This window comes from Bacteroidia bacterium (assembly GCA_040880525.1).
Classification (GTDB): Bacteria; Bacteroidota; Bacteroidia; order CAILMK01; family JBBDIG01; genus JBBDIG01.
The window spans coordinates 44,401-61,114 of sequence record JBBDIG010000016.1 but is presented as its reverse complement, the minus strand read 5'-3'; the positions used below and the strand labels follow the sequence as shown (position 1 = coordinate 61,114).

At 45.8% G+C, this 16,714-nt stretch carries 19 protein-coding genes; 5 read left to right on the top strand and 14 right to left on the bottom strand.

Annotated features, from left to right (window positions below):
- Window positions 1-153: 153 nt before the first annotated feature.
- The 5 genes from WD077_03570 to WD077_03550 form a co-directional block, all read right to left on the bottom strand.
- Entirely contained in the window at window positions 154-1,146 is a 993-nt protein-coding gene (locus WD077_03570; protein MEX0966291.1) for a putative sulfate exporter family transporter, read from the bottom strand.
- Between the two features lie 437 nt (window positions 1,147-1,583).
- Entirely contained in the window at window positions 1,584-2,588 is a 1,005-nt protein-coding gene (locus tag WD077_03565) for a M28 family peptidase (protein MEX0966290.1), read from the bottom strand.
- Between the two features lie 3 nt (window positions 2,589-2,591).
- Window positions 2,592-3,056, bottom strand: a complete 465-nt coding sequence (locus WD077_03560; GenBank protein ID MEX0966289.1) for a hypothetical protein — start codon at window positions 3,054-3,056, stop codon at window positions 2,592-2,594.
- Between the two features lies 1 nt (window position 3,057).
- On the bottom strand, window positions 3,058-4,521 hold the full coding sequence (gene cysS, locus WD077_03555; GenBank protein ID MEX0966288.1) for a cysteine--tRNA ligase: 1,464 nt from the start codon (window positions 4,519-4,521) through the stop codon (window positions 3,058-3,060).
- 128 nt (window positions 4,522-4,649) lie between these two features.
- The gene (locus tag WD077_03550; protein MEX0966287.1) at window positions 4,650-5,141 is read right to left on the bottom strand and encodes a histidine phosphatase family protein; all 492 of its coding nucleotides are present in this window, start codon (window positions 5,139-5,141) and stop codon (window positions 4,650-4,652) included.
- A 96-nt stretch (window positions 5,142-5,237) separates the two neighbouring features.
- Here WD077_03550 and WD077_03545 point away from each other — a divergent pair, with 96 nt between their 5' ends.
- The gene (locus WD077_03545) at window positions 5,238-6,296 is read left to right on the top strand and encodes a DNA topoisomerase IB (GenBank protein ID MEX0966286.1); all 1,059 of its coding nucleotides are present in this window, start codon (window positions 5,238-5,240) and stop codon (window positions 6,294-6,296) included.
- Here the strand turns inward: WD077_03545 and WD077_03540 are convergent.
- The 3 genes from WD077_03540 to WD077_03530 form a co-directional block, all read right to left on the bottom strand.
- A complete protein-coding gene (locus tag WD077_03540) occupies window positions 6,293-7,447 on the bottom strand; it encodes a glycosyltransferase family protein (protein MEX0966285.1) in 1,155 nt (384 codons plus the stop codon). The genes WD077_03545 and WD077_03540 overlap by 4 nt on opposite strands.
- Window positions 7,447-8,289 carry a UDP-2,3-diacylglucosamine diphosphatase gene (locus WD077_03535; protein ID MEX0966284.1) on the bottom strand — a complete coding sequence of 281 codons (843 nt, stop codon included), beginning with the start codon at window positions 8,287-8,289 and terminating at the stop codon, window positions 7,447-7,449. The genes WD077_03540 and WD077_03535 overlap by 1 nt, the downstream gene beginning before the upstream one ends.
- Window positions 8,290-8,447: 158 nt before the next feature.
- Complete coding sequence (locus WD077_03530; protein MEX0966283.1) at window positions 8,448-8,951, bottom strand: hypothetical protein; 504 nt, start codon at window positions 8,949-8,951, stop codon at window positions 8,448-8,450.
- A 395-nt stretch (window positions 8,952-9,346) separates the two neighbouring features.
- Between WD077_03530 and WD077_03525 the strand changes: the two genes are divergently transcribed.
- Window positions 9,347-10,336: a polyprenyl synthetase family protein gene (locus WD077_03525; GenBank protein ID MEX0966282.1), complete on the top strand. Its 990-nt coding sequence runs from the start codon at window positions 9,347-9,349 to the stop codon at window positions 10,334-10,336.
- 13 nt (window positions 10,337-10,349) lie between these two features.
- Here the strand turns inward: WD077_03525 and dnaG are convergent, their stop codons facing one another.
- Window positions 10,350-12,269 (bottom strand): DNA primase, encoded by a 1,920-nt coding sequence (gene dnaG / locus WD077_03520; GenBank protein MEX0966281.1) that lies wholly within the window; start codon window positions 12,267-12,269, stop codon window positions 10,350-10,352.
- Between the two features lie 56 nt (window positions 12,270-12,325).
- Between dnaG and WD077_03515 the strand changes: the two genes are divergently transcribed.
- Window positions 12,326-13,420 carry a T9SS type A sorting domain-containing protein gene (locus WD077_03515; protein ID MEX0966280.1) on the top strand — a complete coding sequence of 365 codons (1,095 nt, stop codon included), beginning with the start codon at window positions 12,326-12,328 and terminating at the stop codon, window positions 13,418-13,420.
- A gap of 227 nt (window positions 13,421-13,647) precedes the next feature.
- On the opposite strand, the gene WD077_03510 is transcribed toward WD077_03515, so the two are convergent.
- From WD077_03510 to WD077_03495, 4 genes are all read right to left on the bottom strand, one after another.
- A complete protein-coding gene (locus WD077_03510; GenBank protein MEX0966279.1) occupies window positions 13,648-13,878 on the bottom strand; it encodes a hypothetical protein in 231 nt (76 codons plus the stop codon).
- A 279-nt stretch (window positions 13,879-14,157) separates the two neighbouring features.
- A complete protein-coding gene (locus tag WD077_03505; GenBank protein MEX0966278.1) occupies window positions 14,158-14,388 on the bottom strand; it encodes an addiction module component CHP02574 family protein in 231 nt (76 codons plus the stop codon).
- 62 nt (window positions 14,389-14,450) lie between these two features.
- On the bottom strand, window positions 14,451-14,693 hold the full coding sequence (locus tag WD077_03500) for a hypothetical protein (protein MEX0966277.1): 243 nt from the start codon (window positions 14,691-14,693) through the stop codon (window positions 14,451-14,453).
- Window positions 14,694-14,707: 14 nt separating this feature from the next.
- On the bottom strand, window positions 14,708-15,643 hold the full coding sequence (locus tag WD077_03495) for a T9SS type A sorting domain-containing protein (GenBank protein ID MEX0966276.1): 936 nt from the start codon (window positions 15,641-15,643) through the stop codon (window positions 14,708-14,710).
- A gap of 142 nt (window positions 15,644-15,785) precedes the next feature.
- Between WD077_03495 and WD077_03490 the strand changes: the two genes are divergently transcribed.
- Complete coding sequence (locus WD077_03490) at window positions 15,786-15,989, top strand: hypothetical protein (protein MEX0966275.1); 204 nt, start codon at window positions 15,786-15,788, stop codon at window positions 15,987-15,989.
- Window positions 15,990-16,051: 62 nt separating this feature from the next.
- Window positions 16,052-16,294: a type II toxin-antitoxin system HicB family antitoxin gene (locus WD077_03485; GenBank protein ID MEX0966274.1), complete on the top strand. Its 243-nt coding sequence runs from the start codon at window positions 16,052-16,054 to the stop codon at window positions 16,292-16,294.
- A 52-nt stretch (window positions 16,295-16,346) separates the two neighbouring features.
- Here the strand turns inward: WD077_03485 and WD077_03480 are convergent, their stop codons facing one another.
- Window positions 16,347-16,523, bottom strand: coding sequence for a hypothetical protein (locus tag WD077_03480; GenBank protein MEX0966273.1), 177 nt, complete (start codon window positions 16,521-16,523; stop codon window positions 16,347-16,349).
- Window positions 16,524-16,714: the final 191 nt, after the last annotated feature.

Genomic DNA, 16,714 nt, shown 5'->3' with positions numbered 1-16,714 from the left:
TTGGGGTTGTTACTCATCTCAAAATGAATTATTTAATTACCCTGAATTCGGGATAATTAAATTCTATTTCACAAAGCATTCAGAAATTATGATTTCAGGTTTCAATGATTTCTTTATTATCGCAAGGCAAACAATAAATTTGAACATCTGGTTTTAAAACTGTTTAAAATTTAAATACACCAGATAAAGTAAAATCTGGAAAACAAATATCAGCGCTCCGGAAGCCAGCGCTCTCCCGGCTATATTAAATAAAGGCCTGATGCGGATCTTAAACCCAATGCCCACCATTGCCACGATGAGCAGATAATTGCCTGCCTGCGAAAGTTGGGTGGCAAGAGCCTGCGGAAATGCCCCGATCTGTGCAATTCCAATACTTGCCAGAAAAAATAAAATAAACAAAGGGAACCCCTTTAATCCACGTTTCTTTTCTGTGGACTTACCTCTGCCTGCAAAATAAAGAATGATGAGAAGCGGAATAATTAAAACTATCCTGCCCATTTTGATGACGGTGGCCAACGTTCCGATATTATCGTTCACTGCGAAAGCCGCGCCCGCCACGTGCCCCATAGATTGCAGCACACCGCCAATCATCAGGCCCGCAGCGTCATCGCTGTAATCCATCAACGTAATGACAGCCGGCAACAGGAGCAGGCCAACAGTTCCCAGTGCATTAATAATTCCGATCGCCAGGCCGGTTTCTTCCTTTGTGCTTTGAATAAGTGGAGCAACAGCACCAATAGCTGCCGATCCGCAAATGGCACTGCCTGCACCTAACAGTGCGCTGAGGCGCGAGGTCAGGCCCACCGCCTTTCCGATCAGAAATGCTACACCCATTACCACAACCACGGATGCCCCAATAAAAACCCAAATGGAAAATCCAAGCTGCGAAAAGATGCGGATATTGAGCCCAAAGCCAATGAGCACTATGGATATTTCCAGCACTTTTTTCTCAGCATAGCTAAGGCCAGGAACCAGCCGGCTGAATGGCGGGCCGGCATTGCCGAGCACAATGCCCAGCAACAACGCCAGCGTTGCAGACCCGGCAAACGGAAGATACCGCGCCAGGCCAATAGCCAAAGCTGCGAGGCCCGCTGCCAGCAACAGTCCGGGCAAAATGCCTCTGATGAAGGTGATCTTATTATTCATAGCCAAGCCGGAAGAAATATCTCTGTCCGGCAAACTTCGGTTTATCCCTGCAAATTGCCGCCATGATAATGAATTGTGGCACTAATTCCGGCTGCAATTTTTTCTGAATTTAGATTAGAATAACATCTCCGTCTTTTCAGGAAAAGAGCTCTAAAAAGCAATTATAAAATATCAATAAAATAAGATCAAAAATATATTTGTGTTCATATTTCCCAATAACCATCAATTTTACTAATATAGTGAGTAATGTCAGAAGTAAGAAAAACCCTGACGCCTGAAGTGGTTTCATTTCTGTGAATATCTAACTTGCTCTTTAATCAGGTAATGAATAAGATAGGGAAAACGGTTCAGGGTGGTTGGTGTTGATCTTCAGGTTAAACTTCTCAGGTGAGTTGCCTGGTATTGCAAATGGTTATAGGTGGATTTCCGGTTAAAAATTAAACTCCCAGTCCCTCCTCCTCATACACCACTTTTATTACGGTTTGGCCCACAGCCTTCAGCGTATTCCGGTCTATATTTTCAATGTCGTCATCCAGCGTATGCCAATGATCATTGAAACCTTTATCGCGGGAATTATCGAAATCCACGATATTAATAGTAGGTATTTGTGCAAGCGTATTAATATAATAATGATCATCAACCACGCCTCCTCCATTCAGGGAAATAAAGTAGCCGTTGTGGCCGAGCTGAGAAGCGGTGCGCCACACTTTTTTTACGATGGAAGGGGCATAATCCATTGAGTATTTTTCCCGAAAGAAACGGGCATCACTGCCGCCCACCATGTCGAGCAATATTCCGTAATCGGCTATGTATCGCGATTTGTCTACACTCCTGGCCCAGTATTGAGAGCCAAGTGCATAGCTATTGGTTTGGGGACCCGGTATCTGGTCGGGCTTTCCGTAATCTTCTGCATCGAAAAATATCATGACCACGCCCACGTCAGGCTGCTTTTCGTGGAAGTGACGCGCCATTTCGAGGAGGACTGCCACACCGCTGGCTCCGTCATTCGCACCCGGTATGGGTTCATTGAACAAAGAGTCTGCATCCTGGTCAGCGAAAGGCCTCGTATCCCAATGCGCGCAAAGCAAGATCTTGCGCTTTTTCTCCGGGCCAAATATTCCGATAATGTTTTTCAGATTCAGGGATTTACCGTTAAACGCTCTGACGCTGCCGGTTTGCATATAAGTGGTATCAGCATAGCGGCCCAGCTCGCTTGAAAGATATTGTGCTGCACGGGCATGTTCAGGTGAATTCGGGACACGCGGGCCGAAACTCAACTGCTTTTCAATATAGGCGAAGGCGGTATCAGCATTAAAATCCGGCACTTCCACATGGCGGGCCGGCTTTGGGACTTTAGTTGACGAAGGCTTTTTATCATCGCACCCACCGCAGCCTGCAAGGGTAAGCAGTGATAAAAGAAGTATTATCGGGAAAAATCTCATTTTTTACAGCTCCAGGTTTTTCTTTATTTTATCTATGTAAAAATGAGGCCCCACTATTTTATACCCGTTTTCTTCGGGGTAAATTGTTATGGCACCCAGCAGGTACGGCTTCCGGGGCATGGGAGTATAAAGGAGCGCATCCCCTTTCTTTTTCTTGTGAGTACATCCTGTGCGCGCAATCGCAGATTCCACTTTAACGAAATCCCGTTCATATTCCTCTTTTAATATAAAAAAGGAATGATTGCGAAACCACCAGGAATAAAAAGCTCCGAAGAAAATGCCCAGGAAAAGAGAAGAGGAAATGTTAGCGGTTAATGCTTCCGTGAGCGCAAGTCCGCTTTTTACCAGGTCTACAACAACCGAAATTAGAAAATATATAAAGGTGCTGAAAAGGAATATTCTGAGGAATCTGCGCCAGGGATTGTTTACGGCTCGTATTTCTTTATGGCTGCCATTTGTATCTTTCATATTATTCAATTTCCCAGCGGGCTCCTTCTTTGGCGTCCATTATTTTAATTCCCACATTTTGCAGTTCATCCCTGATCTTATCTGACGTTGCAAAATCCTTTCTCGCGCGAGCTTCATTCCGGATGGACAGCAGCAATTCAAGTACACCATTTAATTTATCGTCCGCAGATTCTTCTTCGCGCTGCAGGCCCAGGATCTCCTCTGTGCAAGTGTAGAAGTGCGCGCGGAAATCCTCCAATGCGGCTTCATCGAGCGAAAGCTGACCATTCTTTATTTTATGGATCACGGAGGCGGCATCAAATAATTCTGCGATGAGCCGGGGAGTATTCAGGTCATCGTTCATCATTTCGTAAGTCCGCTCTTTCCATTCCGCCACATTCCAGTCAGATTTTTTGGATGGCCTAAGCTGGCCCGCCATTTTGTGAGCGTGCATCAGCCGTTGCAATCCTTTTTCTGCAGCCTGCAGTGCTTCGTTGCTAAAATCCAGCGTGCTGCGATAATGTGCCTGTAGAATAAAAAAGCGAATGGTCATTGGAGAATAGGGTTGTGCAAGCAATTTATGCGTACCGCTGAAGAGTTCTTCCAGCGTGATGAAATTGCCCAGCGACTTGCCCATCTTCTGGCCGTTGATCGTGATCATATTGTTGTGCATCCAATAACGAACGGCATCGTGGCCTTTGCTGCCGCGGCTTTGGGCTATTTCGCATTCATGGTGGGGAAACAACAGGTCCATGCCGCCACCGTGTATGTCGAACTCATCGCCAAGGTATTTGGTGCTCATTGCCGAGCATTCCAGATGCCAGCCCGGGAAGCCATCCCCCCAGGGCGAAGGCCAGCGCATGATGTGCTGCGGCTGTGCCCTTTTCCATAGCGCAAAATCAAGAGGGCTGCGTTTTTCCTGCTGACCTTCCAGTTCCCGTGTATTGGCAAAAAGATCCTCCACTTTTCTGCCGGATAACTTGCCATAATTTTCCGTTTCATTATATCTGGGGACATCAAAATAAACGGAGCCGTCTACCTCATAAGCAAACCCGTTTTCCAGTATTTCCTTAATCATCCGTATCTGCTCAATGATGTGGCCGCTTGCGGTAGGTTCAATGCTGGGCCGCAGTGTATTGAGCCGATCCATATTATCATGAAAACGGTCAGTATAATACTTCACTACCTCCATCGGCTCCAGTTGTTCCAGGCGCGCCTTCTTTGCTATTTTGTCTTCGCCCTCATCGGCATCATTCTCAAGGTGGCCCACATCCGTAATATTCCGCACATAACGCACTTTGTATCCATTGTGGCGCAGGTAGCGGTACAGCACATCAAAAATGATATATGGCCTGGCATGGCCCAAATGAGCATCGCCATAAACGGTGGGGCCACAAACGTAGAGACCCACAAAAGGCGGGTTCAGCGGGTTGAACTTTTCTTTGGTGCGGCTAAGCGTATTGTAAATTAAGAGGTCATTTTGCATCAGGCAAAGGTATTGACGATTCAAGATTTACCTGACTTGTTGCTAAACATAGCATTTCGGATGTATTGGCTGCCCATGTATTTTATCCATATTTAAATATAAAAGACAGAGCCTTCAGGGCGAGCCGCCTAATATTTCCTGCCGTTAATGAAATAATTCATCCTGCCGCAGTTTCGGGAAACCTCTAGCCAGCAGGCGGCAGACAGGGAAATACAGGCCAGCCCTGATGGCGGGAAAACGTTCACAAAACCCTTGCAGAGATGTACGGCCAAATCGGTTACCGCGGGATTATGGCCCACCACCATCACTGATTCAATATCTATAGAATTTTCCCCGATCATCTCAAGAAGCTTTTCTGCATCCGCTTCATATAAGCCCGGTAGCGGAATGCAGCAGCCATCAGGGATATTCAGCAGCGTTGAAATTATTTCAGCCGTTGCAATGGTGCGTTTTGCTTCGGAATAAAAGATTTTTTGAGGCAGAGAGGAAAGCAACAAAAACCGCCTTGCGAGTTCATGCGCTTCAGAAACACCGGTATGAGTTAGGGTTCGGTTTCGGTCCTTAATGACAGCACTCGGGTATTGAGCCTCCGCATGGCGAACGAGGTAGAGAGTTTTCACGGGTAAATTTGCTGATGATCAATGAGTGGACTAAATTAAGTTTTTGAATTGATCAAAGAATACTTTTGGCTGTTTTTATGAAATATCTGAAATAATATGCCCTGGAAACCCACGCAGGATATTAAGCTAACAACCCGTAAAGCCGGGCTTCGTTACTATAGCGATGACCGTCACGGCTACTCCCGTACCCGCCACGGACGGGGGTTCATTATATATGACAGGGAAGGGAACAGAGTAGCGGATCAGGCGGAAAAACAGCGGATCAAAAAGCTGGCGATCCCCCCTGCCTGGGAAAGGGTTTGGATAAGCCCGCTGCCGCATGGTCATCTTCAGGCCACCGGCTTTGATGCAAAGGGGCGGAAGCAGTACCTGTATCATGAACTGTGGAATGAATTCCGGAACAAGTCAAAATTTGGCCGCATGAGAGAATTCGGAAAGGCCTTGCCAAAGATCAGGCAAACGACAGAGGAGCATCTGCGAAAAAGAGGATTGCCACGCGAAAAAGTCCTGGCCTGCGTAGTGCAGTTGCTGGAGCATACGCAGGTCCGGGTGGGCAATCAGGAATATGCTCAGAAGAACGAATCTTATGGCCTCACAACACTTCGGGATAAACACGTAAAAGAGCAGGGAAGGGATAAAATAACATTTGAATTTAAAGGCAAAAGCGGGAAGCAGAATCATATTTCACTTGATAATCCACGGCTCGCAAGGCTGGTAAAGATGTGCAAGGATATTCCGGGGTATGAGCTTTTTCAATATTATGATGACAAAGGGAAAAAGCACGCAATAGATTCAGGGGAGGTGAATGAATATATCCGTGAAATATCCGGCCATGACTTCACCGCCAAAGATTTCCGAACGTGGGGCGGAACCGTATGGGCCACCAAATGCTACTGCGAAATAGGGCCATGTGAGGATGAAAAGTCAGCAGAGAAAAATACGGTTCAGGTGATAAAGATGGTGGCCAGCCATCTGCGGAATACCACTGCTATTTGCCGTAAATATTATGTGCATCCATCCGTGGTGGAGGCTTACAGAAAAGGCGAATTAGAAGCATTGTACCGCTCTTCGCGCCAGGCTGCTGCTGCTACCGGACTTACCCGCGAGGAGCAGGCAGTGATGAAAGTGCTGCAAAAATTTCAGGCGAAAACTTAAGAAACAAGCGCTCCTGCTTCCTCCGGTTGCCTTGCTTTCTGTGGCTTTCGCGGTTCAAAGGCTGATAGCACATCCATGAACTTTTGAGGAGCAACCTGCACCCAGTTCCGGTAGCTTGTATAGTTGGTTTTATGGCCGGGCAAATAGTGCAGGAATTTATTCAGGTCAAATACCGAAGAATGGATACCTGCGCCCACTCTCCTGGCATCCATTGCGTTGCAAAGCTGCTCAATGTGGCCTGCCACGGGCACCATCATCACCGGCTTCTGAAAGTACATCGCTTCGCACACTGATTCAAAACCGGCAGTGCTGATAAATGCCCGGCAAGACGCCATAAGCCGAAGAAACTTCTCGTCATCTATGCGGTGGAAGGTGAGGTTTGGATGAGGGCGAAATTCTTCCCCGGCCCCGCTTTTATCCCAGAAGCAATCTATTACCACATCGGGGTGTTGCCGGTGCCAATCCATGATCTCTTCACTATAGCCACTGTTGAGAAGATAAACCAGATACGAGTCTCCCTTTCTCACATCCGGATATTCCAACACCTCCTGCCGGAGCAGCGGTGGCAGGATAATCAGGCTCTTGTCTTTCGGCTGCTTCAATGGCGAAAAAGAAAGCGCCAGCCGCAGCACGGAGCGCGAAGCAGTAAGATGATTAAATGCCTTCAGCATCCATTGATCCAGCTTTTTGCTGTCAGGAAATGGAAAATCGGGGTGATGAAGCAGGTATTGATGGGCTACGGTTACCATAGGCACAGGCGGTTTATGCAGTAGGTACAAGATCCCCATCAGCGGCTCGTAAAAATTCACGATCAGATCCGGTTCATAATGATCAATGGTTTTTCTTAGTATTGCGAGATTCCGAAAATACGCACGGCTCCTGCGTAGGCTGCGAACCACGGAAGGCAGCACCCGGATTCCTTTACCATTTTTATCAGTAATAAAATTAGGGCTTTCATAAAGCTGGACCGGGCAATCAATTTTCCGGTAATAGAAACCCGGAATTTCCCGCCTGCTGCTGGTTCCCAACATAGCGCATACCACCTCATGTCCGGCATTTCTGAGAATAGTTGCCAAAGCAAGCGATTGCGTCATGTGGCCGCGGCCCTCTCCCTGTACTGCAAATAATACCCTCAGCTTTCCCTCTTCCATTATTTCACTGCTTGTTTCGATAATAGTGCATCCGCCCAAAATATGCCTTGCATCGCTGATTCCTGTGTCAGTTCTGTTTCCTCTTCATTCAATTCTACTTCGTCAGCTTTGTAATGAAGGATCTCCCATTTGCCCTGTTCGGTTTCTACCAGGGCCGTGAGCGATTCCACCCAATCTCCTGAATTGAGATATAACACCCCGGGAAATTGCTTAATAGCCGGCTGATGAATATGCCCGCAGATGATCCCGTTGCATCGCTGCGCTTTCGCCACTTCAGCAAGCTGCTTCTCATAATCGGAAATAAAATTCACAGCAGATTTTACGCGCAATTTAATTTGCTGAGATAAGGAATAGTAGGGAAGTCCGCGGTAGCTGCGGTATTGGTTGTACAGCTTGTTCAGCCATAACAGGAAAGTGTAGCCAATGTCGCCAAGCTTTGCGATCCATTTCAGGTTGTTCATAACCGCGTCAAATACATCGCCATGCACTACAAGATATTTATTTCCGCACGATTCGTAAATGAATTCCCGTTGAATGCTGAAGTTGCCCACCTGGAATGGAATTACCTGATCCAGAAAGTCGTCATGATTTCCGCGAAGGTAAATTACGCGTGTGTTGTCTTTCTCAATCATTTTTAACACCTGACGGAAGAATGCTGTGTGTTTTTTCTTCCATGCGCCATATTTCTTCAACTGCCAGCCGTCAATGATGTCGCCATTAAGAATAAGATTAGAACACCGGAATTTTCTGAGGAATGCCACCAACTCTTCCGCTTTGCTGCCATTGGTGCCAAGATGGAGGTCCGAGATAACGATTGTCTTGTAAAACTTCCTGTTTTTCAAATGCACTTTTTTTATTGCCACAAATTTGGTGGCCCCAGGTTACGTGCATCTTATGGCGGCTTCATTATTAAATTAAATCGCAGATTATTTGAGACCGGGAAATTCAGTACCCATCTTGAAGAAATGTAACAACACTTACAGCAGCCAGAGAATGACGATCATTTTACATTAATAAATTTTTCTAGAAAATGGAGTTCCCTTTCATTTAAAAAGTTCACCAGGTGTTTCCACCGGACCCTGAACATATTTTGGGGAACCAGGCTGGCTGCATCACCAGTCGTCTCCTCTTCGTTCCGGACGAAAGCAATGGAGGTGATTTCCTGGTTTTCGCCATAGTCTACGGCATATCCTGTTACCTGATCCTGAAAAGGCATAAGCGCAATGGAATCAATATAAAAATGGGGATCATTAGCATCAGGATATATCTGGATTATCGTTTCTCTCCGGCTTCTTTCTGCCACTTCTTCTTTGGAGTAGGTTGTCTCCATATCGTCCCGGAACGCCTTAATACGGCCTTCCATTACGGCATCAAAAATTTTCTGATTAATGTGGCCTAATTTCTCCTGATAGTCAATGCGGATGGAGATATACTCCTGTGATTGCGCTCCGGCTGTAGAAACTGCAAATAGCAGTACAAACGATACAAGGATTAACTTTTTCATATTTTCAAAATTATTGGTTTCAAATTATTATCGCCTTCGGTCTGCTCCTGGTCTCTCTCAAAGATCGAAATTTCCACATTAATTCAGCAGCTAACCTTCGGGAAATTTCATAAAGAGATTTGACGGAATCGGGACCGGGATATTACATTGAAATTTGAATTTTTTGATAAAACTTCTTCCGTTAAAATTTTTAACCCCTGACAATAAATATTGGTTCTGGTATTAATTATTTTGATCATTTTCTAATACCTGATCAGGTGCTAAACTTTTTTATATGTAGCTCAGCCGCAATTTTCTCACTGAAGTATAAAATCTGTGCGCCCATCACCAGAGGCATATCATCCTTTATTTTTGCCGCAAGGAAACCTTAGCCGGTTTTTCACGTAAATAATGCCGTGAAAACAGATGTAAAAGTGAAGGAGTACGAAGATTTCCAACAGTTAATAGAAAACAGGCTTGAGCACATCCGGCTGGACCGGCAGCCAAAAGAGCTGTATGAACCGGTGGTGTATATGCTTTCTTTTGGCGGCAAGCGCATCCGGCCCGTGTTGTTGTTGATGGCCTTCCATCTTTTTGAAGAGCAGGTGGAGCAGGCGCTGAGCCCGGCTTTGGCAATGGAAGTGTTTCACAATTTCACGCTGATGCATGACGACATTATGGACAAAGCCAGCCTCCGCAGGGGAAAAGCCACGGTACATGAAACCTGGAGCAGCAGCACCGCCATCCTCTCCGGAGACGTGATGCTGATTATGGCGAATGAACTGCTGTCTCAGGTACCGGATGATCTTTTCAAGCCGGTGATGCATCTTTTTAACCAGACTGCGATACAGGTGTGCGAAGGGCAGCAATGGGATATGATCTTCGAAACAAAGGATGATGTTTCGATTGCCGACTACATGAAAATGATAGGGCTGAAAACGGCCTCGCTTCTGGCGGCCAGCCTGCGCATGGGCGGCCTGCTGGCACGGGCAAGCGTGGAAGATCGCCACCACTTGTCGCAACTTGGAACGCACCTGGGCCTGGCTTTCCAGCTTCGTGATGATTACCTGGATGTATTTGGCGCCCCGGAGAAATTCGGTAAAAAACCGGGGGGAGACATTGTGGCCAATAAAAAAACCTATATGCTGCTGCAGGCAATGGAACTTGCCGGAAATGCAGAAAAAAAGGAGTTGGGTTCCTGGCTTGCGACTGACAAGGAGAACTCAGAAAAGGTGCGGGGCGTAACGGAGATTTACCGGAAACTGGGCCTTCCGGAGCTTGTGGAGCAGGAAGTAGAACGCCACTACAGCGAAGCCCTCCGCAACCTGGATGCGATATCAGTTCCGGATGAAAAGAAGCAACCACTGCGGAAACTGGGCATGAGGCTGATGGAACGCAGCCAATAACCGGGTTTCTTAATCAGCGCACTACCACCATACCGAGTTCTTTCCCAATTTCCTTTTTCAGATCATTCAGGTGTTTCTGCACTTCCAGCAGCTCTGTCAGTTCTTCCTCATCGCCTTCCTTTTCTGCCTTCTTTATTTCTTCCTGGTTCTCAATGATCAGGTTCAGCAGCTTCTTCATCTTGAGATGGCGCATGCAGCCCATTACCTGCGGATAATAAAACTGGAGCTGCGCCTCCATGTCCTTTCCTGCAATTTCCTTCCAGCGAGGGCTCAATGTATATTTCTGGCCCAGCAGGTCAACAGATAGTTGTTGCAGTTCCTGGTTTTTGTGATGCAGAAACTGATTGAGGGTAACTGCCTCATTCTTTTCCTGCATCTGCAGATATTCCTCTACCATTTCCTGGTAATTGGTGTTGCTCCATTCCGTGGTGCCTATTTCCTGAAATACATAATCCGCCACTTTCACATCATCTTTCAGCACTTCTGTACCAAATTTAAGGACGAGGCTAATGATGGTGCGTTCAGAAAGATCAATGCTTACAGAAGCCGCTGTGCCGGCAGCTTCCTTTTCATCCGGCTCAGGCGGAGGTGCCGCCTCCTCATCAGCAGGTTTTTGCCAGCCTTTCCTGTATTTCTGTGCTATGGTTTTATTCAGCTCAGCATACAGCACCTGTTCATCAATTTCCAGCAGCCGTCCGGCTTCCTTCACGAAAATACTTCTCTTCAACTGGTCGGGGATCTGGGCAATGCTTGTCACTATATCCTTCGTAACCTGAGCTTTGTGTAACGGGTCATTCGTTTTTTCGCCCAGGAGCAATTTTGCTTTGAAGAGCACAAAGTCTTCTGCCTTTTCGGAAACAAACTTTTCGATCTCCTCTTGTTTGTGCGCCCTGGCAAAAGAATCGGGGTCTTCACCTTCAGGTAAAATCACGGTTTTCACGTTCAACCCACCCTGGAGCACGATGTCAATGCCCCGCAGCGCGGCTTTCGTACCCGCTGCATCTCCATCAAAGAGCAGCGTTACGTTTTCAGTATATCGCTTTATCAGCCTTACCTGTTCCTCGGTGAGGCTGGTTCCTGAAGAAGCCACCACATTGAGTATTCCTTTCTGGAAAAGCGACAGCACATCGGTGTAACCTTCCACCAGCAAACAGCCATCCTGCTCCCGTATGGCTTTCCGGGCCTGCGAAATGCCATACAAAATGCGGCTCTTGTGGTAAATATCCGTTTCAGGCGTATTGATGTACTTCGCCTCTTTACTCTTGGTTTTGAGCGTGCGTCCTCCAAAACCTATCGCCCGGCCTGAGATGCTGTGGATCGGGAACATAACCCGCTCCCGGAAACGATCCATCAGGCTGCCATCCTTAGTCTCGAAGCTGAGGCCGGCCTTTAGCAGCACTTCTTTGGAGTAGCTGCTTTTCAGCGCATGGTCAGAGAACGTACTTCTGCCGGAAGGACTCCAGCCCAGTTCATACGCCTGCACTGTGCTGTCCTTAAACCCTCGTTCGTAGAAATAGGATAGCCCGATGGATTTCCCTTCATCGCTTTCGAGAAGAAGGTTATGATAATACTGCTTCGCGAAGTTCATTACGATATAAAGACTCTCGCGCTCGTCCTTTTCCTCCTCAGAATATTGTTGCCCATCTTCCAGCACCGGTATGTTATACTTCTGCGCCAGGAAGCGTATCGCCTCCGGGTAGCTGTACTTTTCGTGCTCCATCATAAAACGGATCACGTCCCCACCCTTGCCGCAGCCAAAGCATTTGTAAATATTTTTTACCGGAGAAACATTGAAGGAAGGTGTTTTTTCATCATGAAACGGGCAGAGGCCAATGAAATTGACTCCCCTCTTTTTCAGGTGTACGTATTCACCAATCACTTCCTCTACCGGAGCGGTGGCAATTACCTGATCAATTGTTTCCTGTTTAATCATAAATATGGACTACCGCTTCAAATTCCTTAATTTTGGATGGTTTCAAAATTACAATTATGAAAATCCTGACGCTGATTTTTCTGCCCCTGTTCTTCGTTTTTTCGCCTGCCCGTTCAATGGCCCAAATCGTAATTGGGAGCAGCGATATGCCACAGGCCAATGTTGGCTATGAGTTTACCAATATCCTGAACGTCCTTCAACTTGATGTGCAGCAGACAGGCGCCAACCAAACCTGGAATTTCAGCAATCTCACAGCCGGGTCGCAGGAAACTGACAGCTTCCTGAGTTTCTCAAGTTTGCCGCTTCCTGTCCGGCTGGCATTCTTCAACAGCGGCAACCTGGCTATTAACACTGCTGTACCGGGGCTGGATTCACTTCCGCTGCCTATACCCATCCCCAACAGCGGAACGCTCATCATCAACAAAACCTCTTCTGCATTTATACATACAGGTTTCACTTTCGAATTCAGTGGCTTTCCTTTCCCGGTGAAATATGCTGATCCCGATGAAATTTATAAGTTTCCGCTGGAATTTACTGACAGGGATTCTTCCACCGCTTTCTTTAATATTCAGTTGCCGGGGCTTGGTTATTATGAGCAGGCCCTGATAAGAAAAGTGCACGTGGACGGCCACGGCACGCTCATTACACCTGCCGATACGTTCGAGGTGCTTCGCGTACGAACGCTGATCCTCCGGGAGGACTCCATATACATGGATACGCTGGGTCAGGGAATTCGCACCCCGCCAGAGCAGGAGGTAACGTATGAGTGGCTGGCTCGTAATGAAGGGATTCCCGTTATGTCCGTTTCCGGAAGAATGGTAGCCGGCAATTTCCTTCCCATCTCCGGATTTTTCATAGGAAAGCCGGCACAAAGCAACCCTACCTTAACCGAACCGATAGCTGAAAAACCAGAGGATATGAAAATCTTCCCATCGCCTGCTTTTTCCCAATTAAATATTCAATACAATTTTAATTTTAATACACGGATCATGCTTTTTAATTTAAACGGTAAATTGGTAATTGAAAAGCAAATATTTGCTGGTAGTAAAATAGCAAAACTGAATGTGAGTGGCCTGAGCGCTGGAAACTATCTGCTCCTTGTTCAGGATAAAAAAGGGACAAGGCAGGCCAGGGTTAGTGTAATAAAGTAATTTGAGTTTTGTTATTTTAACCTTTTTTTATTAAACATAATTAACTGCTTCTGATTCCGGCTACTTCTGCACATGATTTCTTAATGAGCCAGATGAGCAAAGATCTAAAAGGAAATTACGTCTTTACAATTTTTTTATACCCCACCTCTGCCTGGCGAGCACCTTCTCGTCAGCATTAGTGGTTTCAGTGCCACTGGTCAGTTCATGTAGGTCGGTAGTTAGTTGTGTTACGACAAGCCCGCATGGGCTACACGGAACCAATAGAAATTCACCTCTGGTAGCTTCAGGCATCGCAGGTATTTCGCTACCGCGAAATTGTCGGATTGCAAATCCGACCTACATTTAGGCGGCATCATTCCGCCATCAGGTTTGCTCATGTAGGCCATCCTACGTATAAATTCATCGCGGGGGATGACCAGCGGTGGTTCTTCGGGTTCGATTATTATTTTTTCTTCCACTTTTCCGGGTCTAAGGAAGTGTGAAAAACAGCCAGGATCACGACCTGTTGACTAATATCTTCCACAACAAATAAACCATGTATGGAAAAGTATCCAATAGCGCAGTTCTTACTTCGTTATACCGTATGGGTACTGCTGTTGGGTTCTGCTTTATAAAGTGAACTTTTTCTCTAACCTTGGCCGTAAATCTTTTACCGAGGCCTTTTTGCCTGGAATTATACCATTTGGCCGCTGCTAGAATGTCCTCAGCGGCTTTGGGTAATATAATTACCTTAAACATTATATGGAATTATCTACTTCATCAATTGTGTTATCAAAATCCAAAGCTTCTTTTGGCTTTTTTCTATAATCCTTTAGCCGTTGTTCAATTTTGAGCTTCTGCCAAGCTGGTATATCCATCTCCTCATCTTCAAGCCCTTTGAATTTCATTTTAAGTTCATTCCATTCTTCTATGGGAATGAAAATGCCAGTGGTTTTTCCGTTACTGTCAGAAATAAGCTGAATGTTCATACAACAAAATTTTATGGGTGTAAATATACGCAACATTTCAACCTGAGGTTAGTTCCTTTGACTTACAGCCTGTTGATGCTACGCTGCACAAACTCCGTCAGTTCCTTCCCTTTCAGCATATTCTGGCTTAGCCGCGCCAGGTCAAAGGCCCCCTCTAAATCTCCCCCAAAGGGGAGACTTCTTTTCCTTTGGCATCTACCAGTCCGGCTTCGCTGAGCTTCTGCGCCAACGGGTGGTTGGTGTTGATCTTCAGATTGTACTTCTCGGGGAAGTTGCCCATCATCATTCCGACTCAGTAGTCTCATCAATCTGAAAGAACTTAAATCTTGAGGATTTTTTCCTGCCAAACTTCGGCCTTATCCCTTAATCTTAAAATATAGATACCGGGGCGATATGCTTCGAAATATATACTGAGCTGATTGCTGGAATGCAAAATAGCTTCGATGTTTATTCTCTGCCCATTAACGCTGTACATCTTGCATGAAACATCCGGACTAAAGTCTTCTGAACTGGTGATAAAGACTTGCTCGGTTACTGGATTGGGATGAATAACTATTTGTGGCCTGTTTGCTATAACCTTTACTTCGTCAATATAATAAAAGGCATATTGCGAGAAGAACGAGGTTTTATTTTTTATTGTATTAGCATCATCAAAGAAGTTGCCGATGGCAAGGTGGGTATAAGCCTGATCTGCCAGGTAGTTGAATTTAACTTCTACCCACTGAAGCGTATCTTCAATCAAAGTATCAATAAACGCATGCGCAAAGTTGGGGATCCCTTCGATGCTTCCAAAATTAAATAGAATGCCCAAGTTGTTGCAGCTCATATGGGGGGGATTTCTTCCACCGTGGTTAGCCAGGCTTACTACAAAACTTATTTGATAGCGCCTTCCTGAAATGAGTGGTTCCTTTAGCTTGACCGTTAAAAATTCACGGAAGTCAACCTGAGGTGAATAATACAGCATAATACCGGCATACCCCTCTCCATACGCAGCCGGTTGATATCCCCAGGTATTACGAGGTATCCCGGCATTGAACTGTGTAGGTGACATGCCGGGTTTTGCGCAGGTATTAAAGTAGTCCGGGGTTTCACGTAAACTATGCCAGTTTTTGGTAGCATTGAGTTGGCTTTGCTCCGAAGGACAAGTGTTCAATTCTTCAAAACCTGGATTTGGCACCATATTCTGCGCATTCGCATTTATTAAGCAGCCCATTAGAGCTACCAATAACAAAAAGGTTGGTGAGGTATTTTTCATGATCATCGCTTTATTACAATTATACGAATTCTAAATGTTCACCTCGCTAATCAAAAATCGTTTAGCCTCTTCAACACAGCCCCCTTGAATAAATTCCTTCCGCTGAATAACCTTTGACAGCCGCGCCAGGTAAAACGCCTGCTTGGCAAGTGCTTTCTTATTGGCACTGGCGGCCCCCTCTAAATCTCCCCCCTTTGGGGAGACTTCTTTTCCTTTGGCATCTACCAGTCCGGCTTTGCTGAGTTTTTTGGGCCAGCGGGTGGTTTGTGTTGATCTTCAGGTTGTGCTTTTCGGGGAAGTTGGCCATCATCATACCGCCACCACCGGGGTTTGCTCATGTCGCTGATCTGCGCATAAATTCAACAACAGGTGCATTATTTGCGTCTAAATCCTTTTAACTTTACACTTATGAAATTAACAGCAATTATTGAAAAGTCAGAAGATGGCTGGTATGTTGGCCAACTGGAAGAATTCCCGGCTGCACTTTCACAGGGGAAGACAATTGAGGAACTAAAAGCTAATTTAAAGGATGCACTTAAGTTGTTAATGGAAGCAAACCGGGATGAATTAAAGAAAGAATTTGCCGGGAAGCAATATACTATTGAAGTGATCGACTGTGAAAGAAGCGTCATAAACTTATTAAACACCTGAGGGAAAATGGCTGTGAGTTACAGTTTGCCAAGCGTAAAGTATTTTAATGTTATCAAGCAACTTGGCCTTTCTTCTTAGCCTTTTGGGCTTCTACCCATTCCCTGATTTTCCGGGTACTTTCACGGATAGCATTAAGTTGCTCAGCCGTAGGAAGGTCTTTGATTTTTGCGTTTGCCCTTTCCTTCCACTCCCACACTTCCTGTATTGATTTTAGGTCATCAGTTTTCATAGTGAATCAATTCAATGGGTGTTAATATCCTTATGGGATGTAAATAATTATTTGCTTCGTTTATTGCTTTTATTCTTCTTTCACGGTTAACGTTTGCCGAATGTTTGTAATTCCAGCTTACCAGGTAGTCAATCCTGTTAATCACTTGCTCTCGTATGACTCGCGCTCGTTCTTGAACTGTTCGTCCAGCT

What these genes read in the sequence shown, in the direction of transcription:
- WD077_03540 (MEX0966285.1), bottom strand. Translation starts at nt 7,447, where the DNA reads ATGGAAGAGGGAAAGCTGAGGGTATTATTTGCAGTACAGGGAGAGGGC.
- WD077_03500 (MEX0966277.1), bottom strand. Translation starts at nt 14,693, where the DNA reads ATGAGACTACTGAGTCGGAATGATGATGGGCAACTTCCCCGAGAAGTA.
- WD077_03480 (MEX0966273.1), bottom strand. Translation starts at nt 16,523, where the DNA reads ATGAAAACTGATGACCTAAAATCAATACAGGAAGTGTGGGAGTGGAAG.
- WD077_03485 (MEX0966274.1), top strand. Translation starts at nt 16,052, where the DNA reads ATGAAATTAACAGCAATTATTGAAAAGTCAGAAGATGGCTGGTATGTT.
- WD077_03565 (MEX0966290.1), bottom strand. Translation starts at nt 2,588, where the DNA reads ATGAGATTTTTCCCGATAATACTTCTTTTATCACTGCTTACCCTTGCA.
- dnaG (MEX0966281.1), bottom strand. Translation starts at nt 12,269, where the DNA reads ATGATTAAACAGGAAACAATTGATCAGGTAATTGCCACCGCTCCGGTA.
- WD077_03505 (MEX0966278.1), bottom strand. Translation starts at nt 14,388, where the DNA reads ATGAACATTCAGCTTATTTCTGACAGTAACGGAAAAACCACTGGCATT.
- WD077_03495 (MEX0966276.1), bottom strand. Translation starts at nt 15,643, where the DNA reads ATGAAAAATACCTCACCAACCTTTTTGTTATTGGTAGCTCTAATGGGC.
- WD077_03560 (MEX0966289.1), bottom strand. Translation starts at nt 3,056, where the DNA reads ATGAAAGATACAAATGGCAGCCATAAAGAAATACGAGCCGTAAACAAT.
- cysS (MEX0966288.1), bottom strand. Translation starts at nt 4,521, where the DNA reads ATGCAAAATGACCTCTTAATTTACAATACGCTTAGCCGCACCAAAGAA.
- WD077_03570 (MEX0966291.1), bottom strand. Translation starts at nt 1,146, where the DNA reads ATGAATAATAAGATCACCTTCATCAGAGGCATTTTGCCCGGACTGTTG.
- WD077_03515 (MEX0966280.1), top strand. Translation starts at nt 12,326, where the DNA reads ATGAAAATCCTGACGCTGATTTTTCTGCCCCTGTTCTTCGTTTTTTCG.
- WD077_03545 (MEX0966286.1), top strand. Translation starts at nt 5,238, where the DNA reads ATGCCCTGGAAACCCACGCAGGATATTAAGCTAACAACCCGTAAAGCC.
- WD077_03530 (MEX0966283.1), bottom strand. Translation starts at nt 8,951, where the DNA reads ATGAAAAAGTTAATCCTTGTATCGTTTGTACTGCTATTTGCAGTTTCT.